The sequence below is a fragment of the Bradyrhizobium sp. genome (assembly GCF_027307225.1).
GTDB lineage: Bacteria > Pseudomonadota > Alphaproteobacteria > Rhizobiales > Xanthobacteraceae > Bradyrhizobium.
The window spans coordinates 1-14,405 of record NZ_DAHUXJ010000053.1 but is presented as its reverse complement, the minus strand read 5'-3'; the positions used below and the strand labels follow the sequence as shown (position 1 = coordinate 14,405).

Annotated in this window: 15 protein-coding genes; 12 read left to right on the top strand and 3 right to left on the bottom strand. The window is 63.5% G+C overall.

What is annotated here, in order from left to right; genetic code table 11:
- Positions 1 to 38 precede the first annotated feature (38 nt).
- Genes M6D32_RS09060 through lpxK form a run of 4 tightly spaced genes read left to right on the top strand, consistent with a single transcriptional unit; the run spans position 39 to position 3,315 of the window.
- Entirely contained in the window at positions 39 to 287 is a 249-nt protein-coding gene (locus tag M6D32_RS09060; protein ID WP_298255480.1) for a DUF4170 domain-containing protein, read from the top strand.
- Positions 284 to 1,000: a lysophospholipid acyltransferase family protein gene (locus M6D32_RS09055; RefSeq protein WP_298255478.1), complete on the top strand. Its 717-nt coding sequence runs from the start codon at positions 284 to 286 to the stop codon at positions 998 to 1,000. Before M6D32_RS09060 ends, M6D32_RS09055 begins: the two co-directional genes overlap by 4 nt.
- A complete protein-coding gene (locus M6D32_RS09050) occupies positions 993 to 2,297 on the top strand; it encodes a 3-deoxy-D-manno-octulosonic acid transferase (RefSeq protein WP_298255476.1) in 1,305 nt (434 codons plus the stop codon). Before M6D32_RS09055 ends, M6D32_RS09050 begins: the two co-directional genes overlap by 8 nt.
- Positions 2,290 to 3,315 carry a tetraacyldisaccharide 4'-kinase gene (gene lpxK, locus M6D32_RS09045; RefSeq protein WP_298255474.1) on the top strand — a complete coding sequence of 342 codons (1,026 nt, stop codon included), beginning with the start codon at positions 2,290 to 2,292 and terminating at the stop codon, positions 3,313 to 3,315. Before M6D32_RS09050 ends, lpxK begins: the two co-directional genes overlap by 8 nt.
- 4 nt (positions 3,316 to 3,319) lie before the next feature.
- Here the strand turns inward: lpxK and M6D32_RS09040 are convergent, their stop codons facing one another.
- Positions 3,320 to 3,541 (bottom strand): DUF2093 domain-containing protein, encoded by a 222-nt coding sequence (locus M6D32_RS09040; RefSeq protein WP_298255472.1) that lies wholly within the window; start codon positions 3,539 to 3,541, stop codon positions 3,320 to 3,322.
- Positions 3,542 to 3,746: 205 nt separating this feature from the next.
- Between M6D32_RS09040 and M6D32_RS09035 the strand changes: the two genes are divergently transcribed.
- A complete protein-coding gene (locus M6D32_RS09035) occupies positions 3,747 to 4,586 on the top strand; it encodes a dienelactone hydrolase family protein (protein WP_298255470.1) in 840 nt (279 codons plus the stop codon).
- Positions 4,587 to 4,768: 182 nt separating this feature from the next.
- On the opposite strand, the gene xseA is transcribed toward M6D32_RS09035, so the two are convergent.
- Positions 4,769 to 6,382, bottom strand: a complete 1,614-nt coding sequence (gene xseA, locus M6D32_RS09030) for an exodeoxyribonuclease VII large subunit (RefSeq protein WP_298255468.1) — start codon at positions 6,380 to 6,382, stop codon at positions 4,769 to 4,771.
- Positions 6,383 to 6,516: 134 nt separating this feature from the next.
- On the opposite strand from xseA, the gene M6D32_RS09025 reads away from it, so the two are divergent.
- The 5 genes from M6D32_RS09025 to M6D32_RS09005 all read left to right on the top strand — a co-directional run bounded on the left by M6D32_RS09025 (position 6,517) and on the right by M6D32_RS09005 (position 10,674).
- Positions 6,517 to 7,515, top strand: a complete 999-nt coding sequence (locus tag M6D32_RS09025; RefSeq protein WP_298255466.1) for an alpha/beta fold hydrolase — start codon at positions 6,517 to 6,519, stop codon at positions 7,513 to 7,515.
- The gene (locus M6D32_RS09020; RefSeq protein ID WP_298255464.1) at positions 7,512 to 8,072 is read left to right on the top strand and encodes a hypothetical protein; all 561 of its coding nucleotides are present in this window, start codon (positions 7,512 to 7,514) and stop codon (positions 8,070 to 8,072) included. Before M6D32_RS09025 ends, M6D32_RS09020 begins: the two co-directional genes overlap by 4 nt.
- 3 nt (positions 8,073 to 8,075) lie before the next feature.
- Positions 8,076 to 8,381, top strand: coding sequence for a transcriptional regulator (locus M6D32_RS09015; protein WP_298255462.1), 306 nt, complete (start codon positions 8,076 to 8,078; stop codon positions 8,379 to 8,381).
- Between the two features lie 70 nt (positions 8,382 to 8,451).
- Positions 8,452 to 9,735, top strand: coding sequence for a phosphoribosylamine--glycine ligase (gene purD / locus M6D32_RS09010; RefSeq protein WP_298255460.1), 1,284 nt, complete (start codon positions 8,452 to 8,454; stop codon positions 9,733 to 9,735).
- Positions 9,736 to 9,768: 33 nt separating this feature from the next.
- Positions 9,769 to 10,674, top strand: coding sequence for an alpha/beta hydrolase (locus M6D32_RS09005; RefSeq protein WP_298255458.1), 906 nt, complete (start codon positions 9,769 to 9,771; stop codon positions 10,672 to 10,674).
- A 167-nt stretch (positions 10,675 to 10,841) separates the two neighbouring features.
- On the opposite strand, the gene M6D32_RS09000 is transcribed toward M6D32_RS09005, so the two are convergent.
- Positions 10,842 to 11,303: a nucleoside deaminase gene (locus M6D32_RS09000; RefSeq protein ID WP_298255456.1), complete on the bottom strand. Its 462-nt coding sequence runs from the start codon at positions 11,301 to 11,303 to the stop codon at positions 10,842 to 10,844.
- A 129-nt stretch (positions 11,304 to 11,432) separates the two neighbouring features.
- Between M6D32_RS09000 and M6D32_RS08995 the strand changes: the two genes are divergently transcribed.
- Together M6D32_RS08995 and rsmD are read left to right on the top strand one after the other, a co-directional pair.
- Positions 11,433 to 13,520, top strand: coding sequence for a pseudouridine synthase (locus tag M6D32_RS08995; protein ID WP_298255454.1), 2,088 nt, complete (start codon positions 11,433 to 11,435; stop codon positions 13,518 to 13,520).
- A 198-nt stretch (positions 13,521 to 13,718) separates the two neighbouring features.
- On the top strand, positions 13,719 to 14,306 hold the full coding sequence (gene rsmD, locus M6D32_RS08990) for a 16S rRNA (guanine(966)-N(2))-methyltransferase RsmD (protein WP_298255452.1): 588 nt from the start codon (positions 13,719 to 13,721) through the stop codon (positions 14,304 to 14,306).
- Positions 14,307 to 14,405: the final 99 nt, after the last annotated feature.

Sequence of the window (14,405 nt, the reverse complement as noted above, 5' to 3'; positions counted from 1 at the left end):
AACATTGCGTGCCGGGCACAGCTTTAGGATCGGAAATCATGTCGGATGGTGCCCCACAACAATTGCTGCATCTGGTCCTGGGCGGTGAGTTGAACGACCTTTCGCACAACACGTTCAAGGACCTTTCGCAGGTGGAGATCGTCGGTCTGTACCCCAACTACGCGAGTGCCTACACCGCCTGGAAGGCGAGGGCGCAGCAGACTGTCGATAATGCCCAGATGAGATTTTTCATCGTTCATCTTCACCGCCTGCTCGATCCCGAGCAAGATACGAAGACCGGCCATTGAAAAAGCTGGTTCGCGATCTCTTGCGCAGCAACTGGTTTCAGCGCGCTGTGGGTTCGCTTGCGGCCGGATTCCTGCTGCTGGTCTGGCGCACCAACCGCTTCAGCTTCGATCCGATTGATGTCTATGAGATCGTCGAGCCACAGATGCCGGCGATCTTTGCGTTCTGGCATGGCCAGCATTTCATGACCCCCTTCGTCAAGACCAAGGATACCCACCGGGTCAAGGTTCTGATCTCGCGGCATCGCGACGGTGAGTACAACGCGCTCGCCGCCGAACGGCTCGGGATCGGCACCATCAGAGGTTCCGGCGATCACGGCTCGGCGTTTCACCGCAAGGGTGGCGTTGGCGCCTTCAAGGAGATGGCACGCGCGCTCGAACAGGGGTATAATGTTGCGTTGACCGCCGATGTGCCGAAACGCGCGCGCGTCGCCGGGCTCGGCATCATCATGCTGGCGCGCCAATCGGGACGGCCGATCATGCCGTTTGCGATGGTGACCAGCCGCTATCGGCGCTTGAATAATTGGGACCGGACTACGATCAATCTGCCGTTCGGGCGTGGGGCGTTGGTGGGAGGCGAGATCATTATGGTTCCACCCGATGCCGACGCCGAGCAGATGGAAGAACTGCGCGCGCGGCTGGAAGCAACCCTCAACGACGCCACGACGCGAGCCTACGCGCAAGTGGGGCGTCCCGAGGGGACGCCGCATGGCTAATACCTTGCCGATGACGCTGCGCGTTTACCGGCGGCTGTCGTCGGTCGCGGTGCCGCTCGCACCGGCGTTGATCAAGCGGCGCCTCAAGCAGGGCAAGGAGGACCCGGAGCGCATCGGCGAGCGGCGGGGCGTGAGTGCGGACACAAGACCGCACGGGCCGCTGGTGTGGATTCACGGGGCGAGCGTCGGCGAGGTGCTGGCGGCGGCCGCGCTGATCGGGAAGCTGCGTGCGCTCAATATCCGCATCCTGTTGACTTCGGGCACCGTCACTTCGGCGGCAATCGTCGCCAAGCGCTTTCCGCCCGACATCATTCATCAATACGTTCCCTACGATTCGCCGCGCTATGTCGCGCGCTTTCTCGACCACTGGCGCCCGAGCCTGGCGCTGTTCATCGAATCGGACCTGTGGCCAAATCTCATCCTTTCGAGCGCGGCCAGACGTCTGCCGATGGTCCTGATCAACGGGCGAATGTCGCATCGTTCGTTTCCGCGCTGGCGGCGCGTCAGTGGCACGATTTCGGCGCTGCTCGGCCGCTTCGACGTCTGCCTCGCGCAATCGCGCGTCGATGCGGAGCGCTTTAGCTCGCTGGGCAGCCGTAACGTCGTCGTCACCGGCAATCTGAAGCTCGATGTTCCGGCGCCTCCCGCCGATTTTACCAAGCTTGAGTGGTTGATGTCGGTGACGCGCGGCCGCCCCATCATCGTCGCGGCATCGACGCATCCGGGCGAAGAAGAAGTTCTGCTTGAGGCGCATCGAACGCTGGCGGGTTTCTTCCCGTCGCTGTTGACCGTGATCGTTCCGCGCCATCCCGGTCGCGGCGAGGCGATTGCGGAGATGATCGAGGCTTCCGGCCAGCATGCGAGCATACGCTCGCACGAGGAATTGCCGACCGCGGCCACCGATATTTATGTCGCAGACACCATGGGCGAACTGGGGCTGTTCTATCGGCTTTCGCCAGTCGTTTTCATCGGCGGCTCGCTGGTCAAGCATGGCGGGCAGAATCCGATCGAGGCTATCAAGCTCGGCGCGGCACTCGTCCATGGGCCTCACGTTTTCAATTTTGCCGACGTGTACGCGGCGCTCGATGGTGCCGGCGGCACCAGGGTCGTCGAAACGCGCGAAGCGCTGGTGAAGCAACTGGGCCAGTTGTTGGCCGATCCCAAGGCGCGCGATTCCGTCGTTGCCGCAGCCGAACGGGTTGTTTCCCAATTGGGCGGCGCGCTTGACCGGACGCTTGCGGCGCTTGAGCCCTATCTCTTGCAGCTACGCCTCGAAATGGGGGCGGCGGATGCGTGAGCCGGCCTTTTGGTACCGGCCACGATCCTTGATGTCGCTGCTGTTGTCGCCGCTCGCGGCCGTCTATGGTGGGATCGCCGGTCACCGCTTGCAGAACAAGGGCTTTGACGCCGGCATTCCCGTATTCTGCGTAGGCAACTATCATCTGGGGGGCGCCGGCAAAACGCCTGCGGTATTGGCCCTGGTCAGCCTGCTGCGCGATCTCGGCGAGACGCCGGTAGTGCTCAGCCGCGGCTATGGCGGACGGTTGCGCGGGCCGGTGATGGTCGATCCCGAACGCCATCTTGCAAGTGATGTCGGCGACGAGCCGCTGATGCTTGCGCGAAGCGTTCCGGTCTCGGTCGCGCGCGAGCGCATCGACGGTCTGGCGCTGACCAAGTCGCAAGGCGCCACCGTGATCGTGATGGATGACGGCTTTCAGAATCCGGCGATCGCCAAGGACGTCTCGCTGATCGTCATCGATGCCAATCGCGGGCTCGGCAACGCAAAGGTTTTCCCGGCAGGTCCATTGCGTGCGCCATTGCCGCCGCAGATCGACCGCACCGATGCGCTGATCGTGGTCGGGGAGGGAAGTGCGGCCAACCCCGTTGCGGCGATCGTGGCCGCACAAGACAAGCCGGTATTGAAGGCGAATGTCAGAGCCAATGACGCCACGTTGTCGTCGTTGCGCGGCCAGCGCGTCCTGGCGTTTGCCGGGATCGGCGACCCTGATCGCTTCTTCCGGACGCTACGCGGTTACGGCGTCGAGGTGGTGCGCGAGCGCGCTTTTGCGGACCACCATCCCTTCGCTCAGAGCGAAATCGAACCGCTGGTTCTGGAAGCAAAGCGCAACGGCTGGACCGTGGTGACGACCGAAAAGGATCTGGCGCGGCTTGGCGTCGGCGGCAAGCTGCCGCCATGGGCCGAAGGCGTCCTGCCGTTTCCGGTCAAGCTCGAATTCGACAGCGCTTCAGCGCTGCGCAAGTTCGTGTCCGACCGGCTGTTTCGCGCGCGGGATCAGCAATTTCGAAAAAACTGACCGTTCAGGATTTCAGTACGCCCGGAAAGTGCCGCTGCAGCACGGCCGTTGGCTGTGCGTAGGCCTCCTGCAAATCGACGCTCCAGTATTTCAGTTCGTCCAGCGGAATCCGTACGTCGGTCACGGCGCAGCGCACATAGGTTCCCGGCGAGATCACGCGAAAATCGCCGTCCAGATATTGCAGTTGCGCCTCGCCATGACCCGGGGGCCCGGATTTGTTGAGCACCTGAAAGTTCTCCGAAAGTTTCCGTCTGTTTCGCCGGTCAACGGCGCTGTGTCTACTAGCATAGATAGGTTGCCGTGTCCGCCCGTCAAACCCACCGATTTGTGATGAATTCGATGTTTGGCGCATGTTAGCCTTTTGGAGTGTCGCTGAAACGGGAAGCGAAAAGTTAGAACGGACCGCTAATCCATCCCGATCCGGCAAAGCCATGCGTTTCTCATCGACCCTCATTGCTTTCGCACTTCTGGCTGCGGCGTCGCCTGTGAGCGCGGCGCCGTTGCCCGTGCCGCAGGCGATCGAGATTCCGTCCGGAGCAACGGTGCTGCATGCGGAGCTTTTCAAGCCGGGCGGCGCTGGTCCGTTTCCGGCTGTGATCGCCCTGCATGGATGCGGTGGATTGGGCAGCCGCTCGGAACCCGTCCTAGTGCGCTACCGCGACTGGGCCGAGCAATTGCTCAAGGAAGGCAAGGCGGTTTTGTTTCCCGACAGCTACGGCTCACGCGAACTCGGTCCGCAATGTCACGTCAAGATTCGCAGGATCACCGCCCGCCGCGAGCGCGTAGCCGATATCCTGGCGTCGCGGCAATGGCTGATGCAGCAAAACTGGGTCGCGCATAACCGGATCAGCCTGTTGGGCTGGGCCAATGGCGCCAGCGCATTGTTGTGGGCCGTTCGCCCACAATTATTGCTGCGCCATGCCGAGCCGGACTTCCGCTCGGCCGTCGCCTTCTATCCCGATTGCCGTTTGTCATCGGGACTCGGCTGGAGCGCCCGCGTTCCCACGCTGGTTCTGATCGGCGCCAAGGATGACGTCAGTTCGCCGCCGGCCTGCCGCCAGATGGTCGAGGGTGCGCATGGCCGCAGCGCGCTGACGCGAATCGTGGTCTATCCCAGCGCCTATCACGATTTCGATCGCCCCAACCTGCCGCCCCACGCGAGCGATCAAAATGCCGCTGCCGGCGCCGATCGGGAAAAAGGCCACCTCGCCACCGACGCGGAAGCGCGCGCCGATTCGCAACGGCGCGTCGCCGAATGGCTGGCGCGATAATCATGCTCCTGAAAATCTAGTGCCCACTTTCCGAAGTTCGTGCTCGATCGCAGCGCCCACCTTCACGAACTTCGGAAAGTCGTGGGCTACTCACAAAATCATTGATTCCAGTACCGCTTTATCGATCTGAAGTCCCCGATCGAATTCGCCGCTTGTGGTGCGGGGACTTCAGATCGGCGGTACTAGAACAGGCTTCCTTGGTCGACCGGCTTTGCGGTGCGTTTGGGCGTTGCCGGCCTCGCCTCATGCGCCGCTGGCTTCGGCGGCGACGTCCCTGGCGTCCTCCGCTCTCCATCCGCAGTTACGCCGACGTGTCCGTCGGCGAACTCGATGCTCATGTGCGTGCCCGATCCGACATCGGCGGCGGCATGCATCGGATGGCCGGTCTCGTCGCGCACCAGCGCAAAGCCTCGCGCCAGCACGCCGCGGTAGGAGAGCGCATTCAGTAACTGTCCGCTGTGGGCGACCCGCGCCGCGAGCCGCTGCGTCGAGGTCGTGAGCGCGCGGCGGGCGCGCTCGGTGAACCGGAGCACGCGCTCGCGGTCGCGGGCGATCGCCTGGCGTTGGGCTTGCGCATTGGACAACTTTGAAGCCTTCAGCCGGATCGCGAGCCCGGTGAAGCGGTCGTTGCGGTTCCGCAGCAGACTTTTCGCCGAAAGCGTGATCCGCTCGCCGGATCCGGTGAGCCGCTGCCGGGCGTGGGCGAGTTGCGCCCGAAGCACGCGCATGGTCAGCCGCGCCCCGAGGCTCGCAAAGTGCCGGAAGTGCGCATGCGTGTTGGCCTTCAGGCCGCGGGGCAGCGCGGCGGTGGCGCTATCCAGCCGTTGCCGCGGAATGGCGAGCAGTTCGCTCAAGTTCGGCAAGGCGCGCGCCGCGGCGCGCAATTCGTTGCGGCGCATTTCCTGGCCGCGCTGCCAGCACAGCATCGACCGCCGCGCGAGGGAAGCCACCTCAAGCAACAGTTCGCTTCGCACCGGAACGGCCATCTCGGCGGCCGCGGTTGGCGTCGGTGCACGTTTGTCGGCGGCAAAATCAATCAGCGTGACGTCGGTCTCGTGGCCGACCGCCGAGATCAGCGGAATCATGCTGTCTGCGGCAGCACGGACAACGATCTCCTCGTTGAACGACCAGAGATCTTCCAGCGAGCCGCCGCCGCGCGCCACGATCAAAAGATCGGGCCGCGGAATCCGGCCGCCTTCGGGCAAGGAATTGAAGCCGCGGATCGCGTTTGCGACCTGCTCGGCCGAACCTTCGCCCTGGACGCGCACCGGCCATACCAGGACGCGGCGGGGAAAACGGTCTTCCAGCCGATGCAGGACATCGCGGATGACAGCGCCGGTCGGCGAGGTGACCACGCCGATCACTTCTGGCAGCCACGGCAAGAGTTGCTTGCGCGCTTCGCTGAACAGGCCTTCGGCGGCGAGCTTCTTCTTGCGCTCTTCCATCAGCGCCATCAGCGCGCCGATGCCCGCAGGCTCGAGCGCTTCGATCACGATCTGGTATTTCGACGAGCCGGGGTAGGTGGTGAGCTTGCCGGTGGCGATGACCTCGAGCCCCTCCTGCGGCTTGAAGCGCATGCGGTAATGCGTGCCTTTCCAGATCACCGCCTCGATCTTGGCGCCGTCGTCCTTCAGCGCGAAATAGCAGTGGCCGGAGGCATGGGCGCCGCGGAAGCCGGTGATCTCGCCACGGACCCGGACATGGCCATAGGCGTCCTCGACCGTCCGCCGCAGTGCGGACGACAATTCGGTCACCGTGAATTCAGGTGCGTTGATCAGGGCTTCGGTCGCAGCCATCTCGGACAATCGATTCGGGGAATTGGGGTTTATCCGAAGGTAAGGAGTTTCGCGCCGAACCGCCAATGTAGCGCTTGCATAACAGATAACTCTGTGAAATAGAGTTATCTGGTATTATGGAGGGAGCAAAGATCATGTCGAAATGGATGGTCCGGTTTCCCCTCGGAGTCCTGGGCTGGACTTTGAGCCTCGTCGGTCTCGCCACGCTGACGCTGACAGCGATGGTCGCAACGCCGCTTGGGCGGCTGCCTGAACTGACCTCGATCTCGCAATCCGCGCATGTCGACCGCAGCTCGATGCCGCCGCTGCAGCGCTTTTCCGCCCGCGACGGTACCGAACTCGCCTACCGGCATTACCCGGCGCGTGGAGTGCCGAACGGCCAGATCGCCATTCTCGTCCACGGCTCCTCCGGATCGAGCGCTGCGGTCCATACGCTGGCGGATGCGCTGGCTGCACGTGGAATTGAAACCTATGCGCCGGATATTCGAGGGCATGGCGGTTCCGGCAGCCGGGGCGATGTGGCCTTCATTGGTCAGCTCGAAAACGACATGGTGGATCTCGTCGCCAGGGTCCGCAAGACGTCGCCATCAGAGCCCCTGACGCTGCTCGGCCACTCCGCTGGCGGCGGCTTTGTCCTGCGGATCGCGGCGTCACCGATCCAGGACTTGTTTGCGCGCACTGTGCTGCTCGCGCCTTATCTCGACTATGACGCGCCGACCAATCGCCCGGATTCCGGCGGTTGGGCGAGAGCGGACATTCCGCGCTTCCTGGCGCTGGTGGCGCTCGGCAAGCTCGGCATCGATTGCTGCGAAGAATTGCCGACGCTCGCCTTCGCGGTGCCGGCTAACTCCGAGCGCATCCTCAACCCGACCTATTCCTATCGCCTGATGCGCAATTTCGCGACCGGCGGCTATCGGCGCGATCTTGCCGCTGCGCGCCATCCGCTCGCGCTGATTGCGGGTGCGAGCGATGAACTGATGCTGGCCGACAAATATGCCGATGCCGTGCATGCGGTTGCGCCCGCGGTCGAGGTCAAGCTGATTGACGGCGTCGATCACATGGGCATTGTCTGTAGCGCCAAGGGAGTTGCGGCTGTCGCTGATTACGTCGCGAACACACGGATAGGATCATGACCGACCTCGGTCCCAGGGAAGCGGCGCAGGCGCTGAGCGACATCAAGGATATCGTTCAGCGCGTTCGTCAGTCCCGCATTTACGACATTGCAAGCCAGATCATGATCGCGGCTGGCGCGCTGGTGCTCGCGGGCAATGTCGCGAACTTCCTCGTCCCGCGCTACAGCGCTTTCATCTGGATCGCCGTCAATGTGCTGAACGTGGCGGCCGCTGCCGCGCTCTCGACCATGGGTAACGACAAGACCGGCGCGCAGACGTTCGACCTCCGCATGCTCGCCGCGTTCCTGATGTTCTACGCGTTCGGCCTGCTGTGCTGCGACGTGCTTGGGCATTTCGGCCCGCGTGAACTCGGCGTGTTCTGGCCGATCTATTTCATGCTGTTTTATTGCATCGCCGGGCTGTGGTTTGGCCGCGCTTTCATCGCGATGGGGTTTGCGATCATTGCGCTGACGCTGATCGGCTATTTCTTCGTCGAGGGGGCCGCGTTTCTGTTGTGGATGGCCGCCGTCAATGGCGGTGGGCTGATTCTCTCCGGCCTGTGGATGCGCAGGATCTGATCGATGGCCGAGCTCGACGACATCATTCATCAGCCGCTTCGATTACGAATCATGGCGGCGCTGAATGCGTTGCCTTCAGGGACGGGCCTTGAATTCTCCCGCCTGAAGAAACTCACCGGTGCGACCGACGGCAATCTCGGCGCCCACATCGAAACGCTGGCCAAGGCGGGCTATGTCGGGGTCGAAAAGGCCTTTGTCGGCAAGAAGCCGCAGACGACGGTGACAGCGACCGGGACCGGGCGCGGCGCCTTTGCCCGCCATGTCGCATCGCTGCAGCAGATCATCGCGGCATCCGGGGGAAACGGCTAGTTCACCTCTTGCGGGGATAAGGAGTTTTGTGCGACCGACAACGGGATCAAGCGGGTTCTGATGGGCTCTCATGAAAATCCTTCTGCTCGGTTCCGGCGGCCGTGAACACGCTCTCGCGTGGAAGATCGCGGCCTCACCGCTGGTGACAAAACTTTGGTGCGCGCCTGGCAATGCCGGCATTGCGCGTGAAGCCGAATGTGTCGCGCTTGACGTCGCCGACCACGCGGCGGTGATCGCGTTCTGCCAGCGCAATGAGGTCGAACTGGTCGTGGTCGGACCGGAAACGCCGCTTGCCGCCGGCATCGTCGACGATCTTTCGCGCGCCAGCATCAAGGCGTTCGGACCCAGCAAGCAGGCGGCGCAGCTCGAGGGATCCAAAGGGTTCACCAAGGATTTCTGCACCGAATTCAACATTCCGACCGGTGCCTATAGTCGTTTCAACGCCGCCGCCGACGCGCTCGCTTATGTGCGCAAACAAGGCGCGCCGATCGTGGTGAAAGCGGACGGGCTCGCTGCAGGCAAGGGCGTCGTGGTGGCGATGACGCTCACTGATGCGGAAGCCGCGATCGCCATGATGTTCGATGGCGCCTTCGGTGCGGCGGGCGCCGAGGTCGTGATCGAGGAATATCTCGAGGGGCGCGAGATCAGCTTCTTTGCGCTGTGCGACGGCGAGACCGCGATCCCGCTTGCTTCCGCGCAGGACCACAAGCGCGTGTTCGACCACGACCAGGGGCCGAACACCGGCGGCATGGGTGCCTATTCGCCGACCCCCTTTGTCACGCCCGCGATTCACGATCAGATCATGGCAAGGATCATCGGGCCGACGGTCGCTGGCATGAAGGCGCGCGGCACGCCGTTTCGCGGGGTGCTCTATGCCGGCGTGATGCTGACATCGGCTGGACCCAAACTGTTTGAGTATAACGTTCGCTTCGGCGATCCCGAATGCCAGGTGCTGATGCTGCGAATGATGTCGGACCTCGTGCCCGCGATGCTCGCATCCTGCGACGGCGAACTCAGGCATTTCGACTTACGCTGGTACCCTGAACCCGCGCTGACGGTGGTGATGGCTGCGAGGGGATATCCGAGCAACTACGCCAAGGGAGGTCGCATCGACGGATTGGAGGAGGCGGCGCAAATCGAAGGCGTCGAGATTTTCCAGGCTGGTACGATGGCCAGGGACGGCGCCATTCTCGCCAATGGCGGCCGCGTGCTCAACGTCTGCGCCTCGGGCCGGACCGTGGTGGAAGCGCGGCAGCGCGCCTATGCCGCGATCGACCGGATCAAGTGGCCGGATGGGTTCTGTCGGCGCGACATCGGCTGGCAGGCGGTCGAGCAGGAACAGGCGGATAAATAGCCCGCGGACTGTCCAGGCATGGAGTGATCGACGATGCCAGATCTTGCCGATTTGTTTCCCGGCTTTGGCTCCGAATGGATCAACACCAAATCCGGCCGCATCTTTGCCCGCGTCGGCGGCAAGGGGCCGCCGCTCCTGCTGCTTCACGGCTTTTCCGAAACGCACGTGATGTGGCACCGCATCGCGCCGCAACTGGCCGACCGTTTCTCGCTCATCATCGCCGACCTGCCGGGCTACGGTTGGTCGGATATGCCGGAGAGCGACAAGGATCATGAGCCCTATACCAAGCGTGCGATGGCGCAGACCATGATCGAGGCGATGGAGCAACTCGGCCATGTACACTTTGCGCTCGCCGGTCATGACCGCGGCGGCCGCGTCGCCTATCGCCTCGCGCTCGATCATCCCGGCCGGCTGTCGCGGCTCGCGGTGCTCGATATCCTGCCGACTTATGATTATTGGGAACGGATCAACCGGCCCTACGCCTTGAAGATCTACCACTGGACGTTTCTGGCGCAGGCCTATCCGCTGCCGGAAACCCTGATCGGCGGCAATCCGGATTTCTTCCTGCGCTACAAGATGGCCAGCCAGACCAAATCGAAAAATCTCGACGCCATCGATCCGCGCGCGCTGGAACATTATCTCGCGGCCTTCCGCGATCCCTCGCGCGTGCATGCGATGTGCGAGGATTATCGCGCCGGCGCCTATGCCGACTATGAGATCGACAAGGCCGATCGCGACGTGGCTAAGAAGATCACGATCCCGATGCTGGCACTGTGGGGCGATGTCGGCATTGCCCGGGCCGCGGCGACCCCGCTCGATACCTGGAAGAACTGGGCGACTGACATCACGGGCTCACCGGTCGACTCCGGGCACTTCCTCACCGAAGAAAATCCGGACGTGACGGCGAAGCTGTTGCGGGAGTTTTTCCTGGCGGGGTGACAGCTTCGCCGTCATTCCGGGATGGTCCAAAGGACCAGACCCGGAATCTCGAGATTCTCCGATGTGCAAGTGCACATCGTAGCTCGCTCGTTTCACTCGCGCCCCGGAATGACGACACGGAGAATACTGGATCATCCGCTTGCGCGGATGATGACGGCGAGAGGGAGTTATTTTCGCTTCGCCTTGAAAAAATCGCGCAACAGGTTAGCTGCTTCCTGCTCGCCGACCGCCGAATAGATTTCCGGCGCGTGATGGCAGGTCGGCTGTGCGAAAAAACGTACGCCGGATTCCACCGCGCCGCCTTTCGGATCAGCCGCACCGAAATAAAGCCGCCGGATTCGTGCGAATGAAATCGCTCCCGCGCACATCGTGCACGGTTCGAGGGTAACGTAGAGGTCGCAATCGGTCAGGCGTTCGCTGCCGGTGACGGTGGCGGCCTGCCGGATCGCCAGGAGTTCGGCATGCGCGGTCGGATCGCGGTCGGTCAGGGTGCGGTTTCCGGCGGTCGCGATCACCTCGTCGCCGCGTACGATCACGCATCCGATCGGGACTTCACCCGACTTTCCGGCATTTTCGGCAGCTTTCAGGGCCAAATCCATCAAGGAGGGCGCCTTCTTGCCTCGTATCATCAGAATAAACCTGCTAAGAGAAGCGCCTTCAGCACATGCCGATACCGGTTTTGCGTGAGAATGCGCCTCAGTCCTTCAGAGAGCGCATGAATTCGATTTGCCCTTTAGCCCCGAAAACGAGCCCCCTTCATGCCCCGCGACAACGATAAAGACAACGATTCCCGCGGCCGGCGCGACCGCAAGCCGCCCGGCAAGGGCCGCTCGGGCGTTCCTCGGGGACCGGAGAAGAAGTTTGCCAAGCGCAGCTTCGGGGCGAAGACGGAAGGCGAACGGCGGCCCTATGCCGGCAACCGTGAAGATCGCCCGCCGCGCCGCGAGGACCGCGATGCGCCACGCGCACGCAGCGACCGCCCGTTTGCGGATCGGCCATCGCGAGGCAAGGAAGGCGAAAAGCGCTCGTTCCGGCCGCGTGACGACCGCGGCGGCGAGAAGCGGCCCTACTCGCCGCGCGGAGATCGCCCGCCGCGCCGCGAGGACCGCGATGCGCCACGCGCACGCAGCGACCGCCCGTTTGCGGATCGGCCATCGCGAGGCAAGGAAGGCGAAAAGCGTTCGTTCCGGCCGCGTGACGACCGTGACGGCGCGAAGCGATCCTACACGCCGCGCGGTGAGGGCTTCCGCAAGGACGGCGACCGGCCGCGCGGCGATCGGCCGTTCGCCGGGCGTCCCGAAAGAAAGTTCGACGAAGGCACGAAGTTTTCGCGCGGTCCGCGCAAGGATTTTGGTAGTCGTCCGGATCGCGACAGGGAATTTGGCCGCGACCGCGGCGACGTCAAACCGTGGCGGAAGCGGGATGACGCCTCGCCGGATCGTGGCGGGCGCAACTCGGGCCCCACCCGTGAAGGTGCGCGAAATTTCGACCGTCCGAAATTCGACAAGCCACGTTACGACACGCCACGCGACCAAGATGATCGCCCACGGTTTTCGCGTCCACGCGATGATCGCCCCGAAGGCGGCCGTCCGTTTCGTGAGCGTCCGAAATTCGATCGCCCGCGTCGGGATCGCAACAGCGAGCCCGGACGTCCCGAAGGGCGTACCGATTGGCAGGAGCATCCGCGCAGCGAGGGCCGCTCGTTTCGCCGGGACGACGACCGCCCTCGCCGTGACAATGAGGACGACAGCAAGGTCTTTGCCAAGCGTCCGGCATTCGGCGGTCGCGGCGCCTATCGCGAGCGCGACAGCGACGATCGCCGGCCCGCACGTCCGCCGAAGGTCAAGAAATCCGGCGAGCGCATCGCCAAGGTCGTGTCGCGTGCGGGGCTCGCCTCGCGCCGCGACGCCGAGGAATGGATCGTTCAGGGGCGCGTCACGGTCAATGGCCGTGTGATCAATTCCCCCGCGCTCGACGTCACTGAAAACGATGTCGTCACCGTCGACGGCGCGCCATTGCCGCCGCGCGAGCGCACGCGGTTGTTCCTCTATCACAAGCCACGCGGACTGATGACAACTCATGCCGATCCCGAAGGCAGGCCGACGGTGTTCGACAATCTGCCGGAAGGTCTGCCGCGGTTGATCAGCGTCGGCCGGCTTGACTTCAATACCGAAGGTCTGTTGCTGCTGACCAATGACGGCGGCCTGGCGCGCGCGCTCGAACTGCCCGATACAGGCTGGCTGCGGCGCTACCGCGTCCGCGCCCACGGCGAAGTGACGCAGGCCCAGCTCGACGCGCTTAAAAGCGGCGTCGAAGTCGATGGCGTCAAATACGGACCGATCGAAGCGACGCTGGAGCGCGACCAGGGCGCCAATGTCTGGCTGGTGTTTGCAATCCGTGAAGGCAAGAACCGCGAGGTGCGCAACGTGATGGCGCATCTCGGTCTCGAGGTGAACCGGCTGATCCGTGTCTCCTATGGCCCGTTCCAACTCGCGGAATTGGCGGAGGGCGCGGTCGAGGAGGTCAAGACGCGGGTGCTGCGCGAGCAGCTTGGCGAAAAGATCGCGATCCTTGCCGGCGCCGATTTCAATCGGCCCATGCCCGGTGAGGCAGCGGTAAAATCAGAGGACGAAGCGGTTGACCCGCCACGCGGCAAGAAGCCGTTCAAGCCGGCCGGCAAGAGCGCGTTGATCGCCGATAGCAAGGGACACCGCGTGTTGGTGCGCCGTACCGGCAGCGCCGAGGCGCGGGCGCGCAACGAGGACGAAGCCAACGGCTACGGTCCGCCACGTCGCCCGAAGCGCGGCTATCACGGCAAGCGCGATCTGAAGCCGCGGAACGAGTAGGGCTGTGAACCTGGAATCTGCCGCAGACCGCAGTTTACCTCTCCCTTTGGGAGAGGTCGGATCGCGCTTGCGCGATCCGGGTGAGGGGTTACGGGCTATCGAGGGACCGTACCCCCCTCACCCCAACCCTCTTCCCATGGGAGAGGGGGCGAGCTGCCGACGCGTCGACAGTGTCCGTACGAGGATGGAGCGAGTGAGGTGCGCGTCGTCGGAGGCAGACTAAAGGGTCGCAATCTCGCTTCGCCTTCTTCCCGCGAGATTCGTCCTACCGCGGATCGCTTGCGGGAGTCGCTCTTCAACATCCTGGCCCACGCTTATGATGATCCGGTTTCGGATGCCCGCGTGCTCGACCTGTTTGCCGGCACCGGCGCGCTCGGCATCGAGGCGGTCTCGCGCGGGGCGAAATTTACGCTCTTCGTCGACAACGGCGCCGAAGCGCGCGCCTTGCTGCGTGACAATGTCGAGGCGCTCGGCCTCGGCGGCGTGACCAAGGTCTATCGCCGCGACGCGACGAATCTTGGACCCGCACATCCCGTCGAGCCGTTCTCGCTGGTGTTTCTGGATCCGCCCTACGGCAAGGGTCTTGCCGAAAAGGCGCTCGTCTCCTTGCACGACGGTGGCTGGCTGACGCCCGCGGCGCTGCTCGTGGTCGAGGAAGCGACAGCGGCCGGCTTCAACGGGCCGGATGGTTTTTCGGAACTGGAGCGGCGCGTCTACGACGACACCGAGTTCGTGTTTCTGCGGGCTAGTGCGGTGAATTTGAAGTTCCTATCAGTTTCGCGGTAACCTCGTCATAGGAACTTCAAATTCTAAACCGCACTAGAATCATATAATTGGCTAGTGCTCCTTTGATTCCGAAGTTCGTAAACGTGGAGCCGCAATATG

Bases quoted from the DNA above. Each gene is read 5' to 3' on its own strand.
- M6D32_RS09060 (WP_298255480.1), top strand. From the start codon at position 39: ATGTCGGATGGTGCCCCACAACAATTGCTGCATCTGGTCCTGGGCGGT.
- M6D32_RS09050 (WP_298255476.1), top strand. From the start codon at position 993: ATGGCTAATACCTTGCCGATGACGCTGCGCGTTTACCGGCGGCTGTCG.
- lpxK (WP_298255474.1), top strand. From the start codon at position 2,290: ATGCGTGAGCCGGCCTTTTGGTACCGGCCACGATCCTTGATGTCGCTG.
- M6D32_RS09035 (WP_298255470.1), top strand. From the start codon at position 3,747: ATGCGTTTCTCATCGACCCTCATTGCTTTCGCACTTCTGGCTGCGGCG.
- xseA (WP_298255468.1), bottom strand. From the start codon at position 6,382: ATGGCTGCGACCGAAGCCCTGATCAACGCACCTGAATTCACGGTGACC.
- M6D32_RS09025 (WP_298255466.1), top strand. From the start codon at position 6,517: ATGTCGAAATGGATGGTCCGGTTTCCCCTCGGAGTCCTGGGCTGGACT.
- M6D32_RS09020 (WP_298255464.1), top strand. From the start codon at position 7,512: ATGACCGACCTCGGTCCCAGGGAAGCGGCGCAGGCGCTGAGCGACATC.
- M6D32_RS09015 (WP_298255462.1), top strand. From the start codon at position 8,076: ATGGCCGAGCTCGACGACATCATTCATCAGCCGCTTCGATTACGAATC.
- purD (WP_298255460.1), top strand. From the start codon at position 8,452: ATGAAAATCCTTCTGCTCGGTTCCGGCGGCCGTGAACACGCTCTCGCG.
- M6D32_RS09005 (WP_298255458.1), top strand. From the start codon at position 9,769: ATGCCAGATCTTGCCGATTTGTTTCCCGGCTTTGGCTCCGAATGGATC.
- M6D32_RS09000 (WP_298255456.1), bottom strand. From the start codon at position 11,303: ATGATACGAGGCAAGAAGGCGCCCTCCTTGATGGATTTGGCCCTGAAA.
- M6D32_RS08995 (WP_298255454.1), top strand. From the start codon at position 11,433: ATGCCCCGCGACAACGATAAAGACAACGATTCCCGCGGCCGGCGCGAC.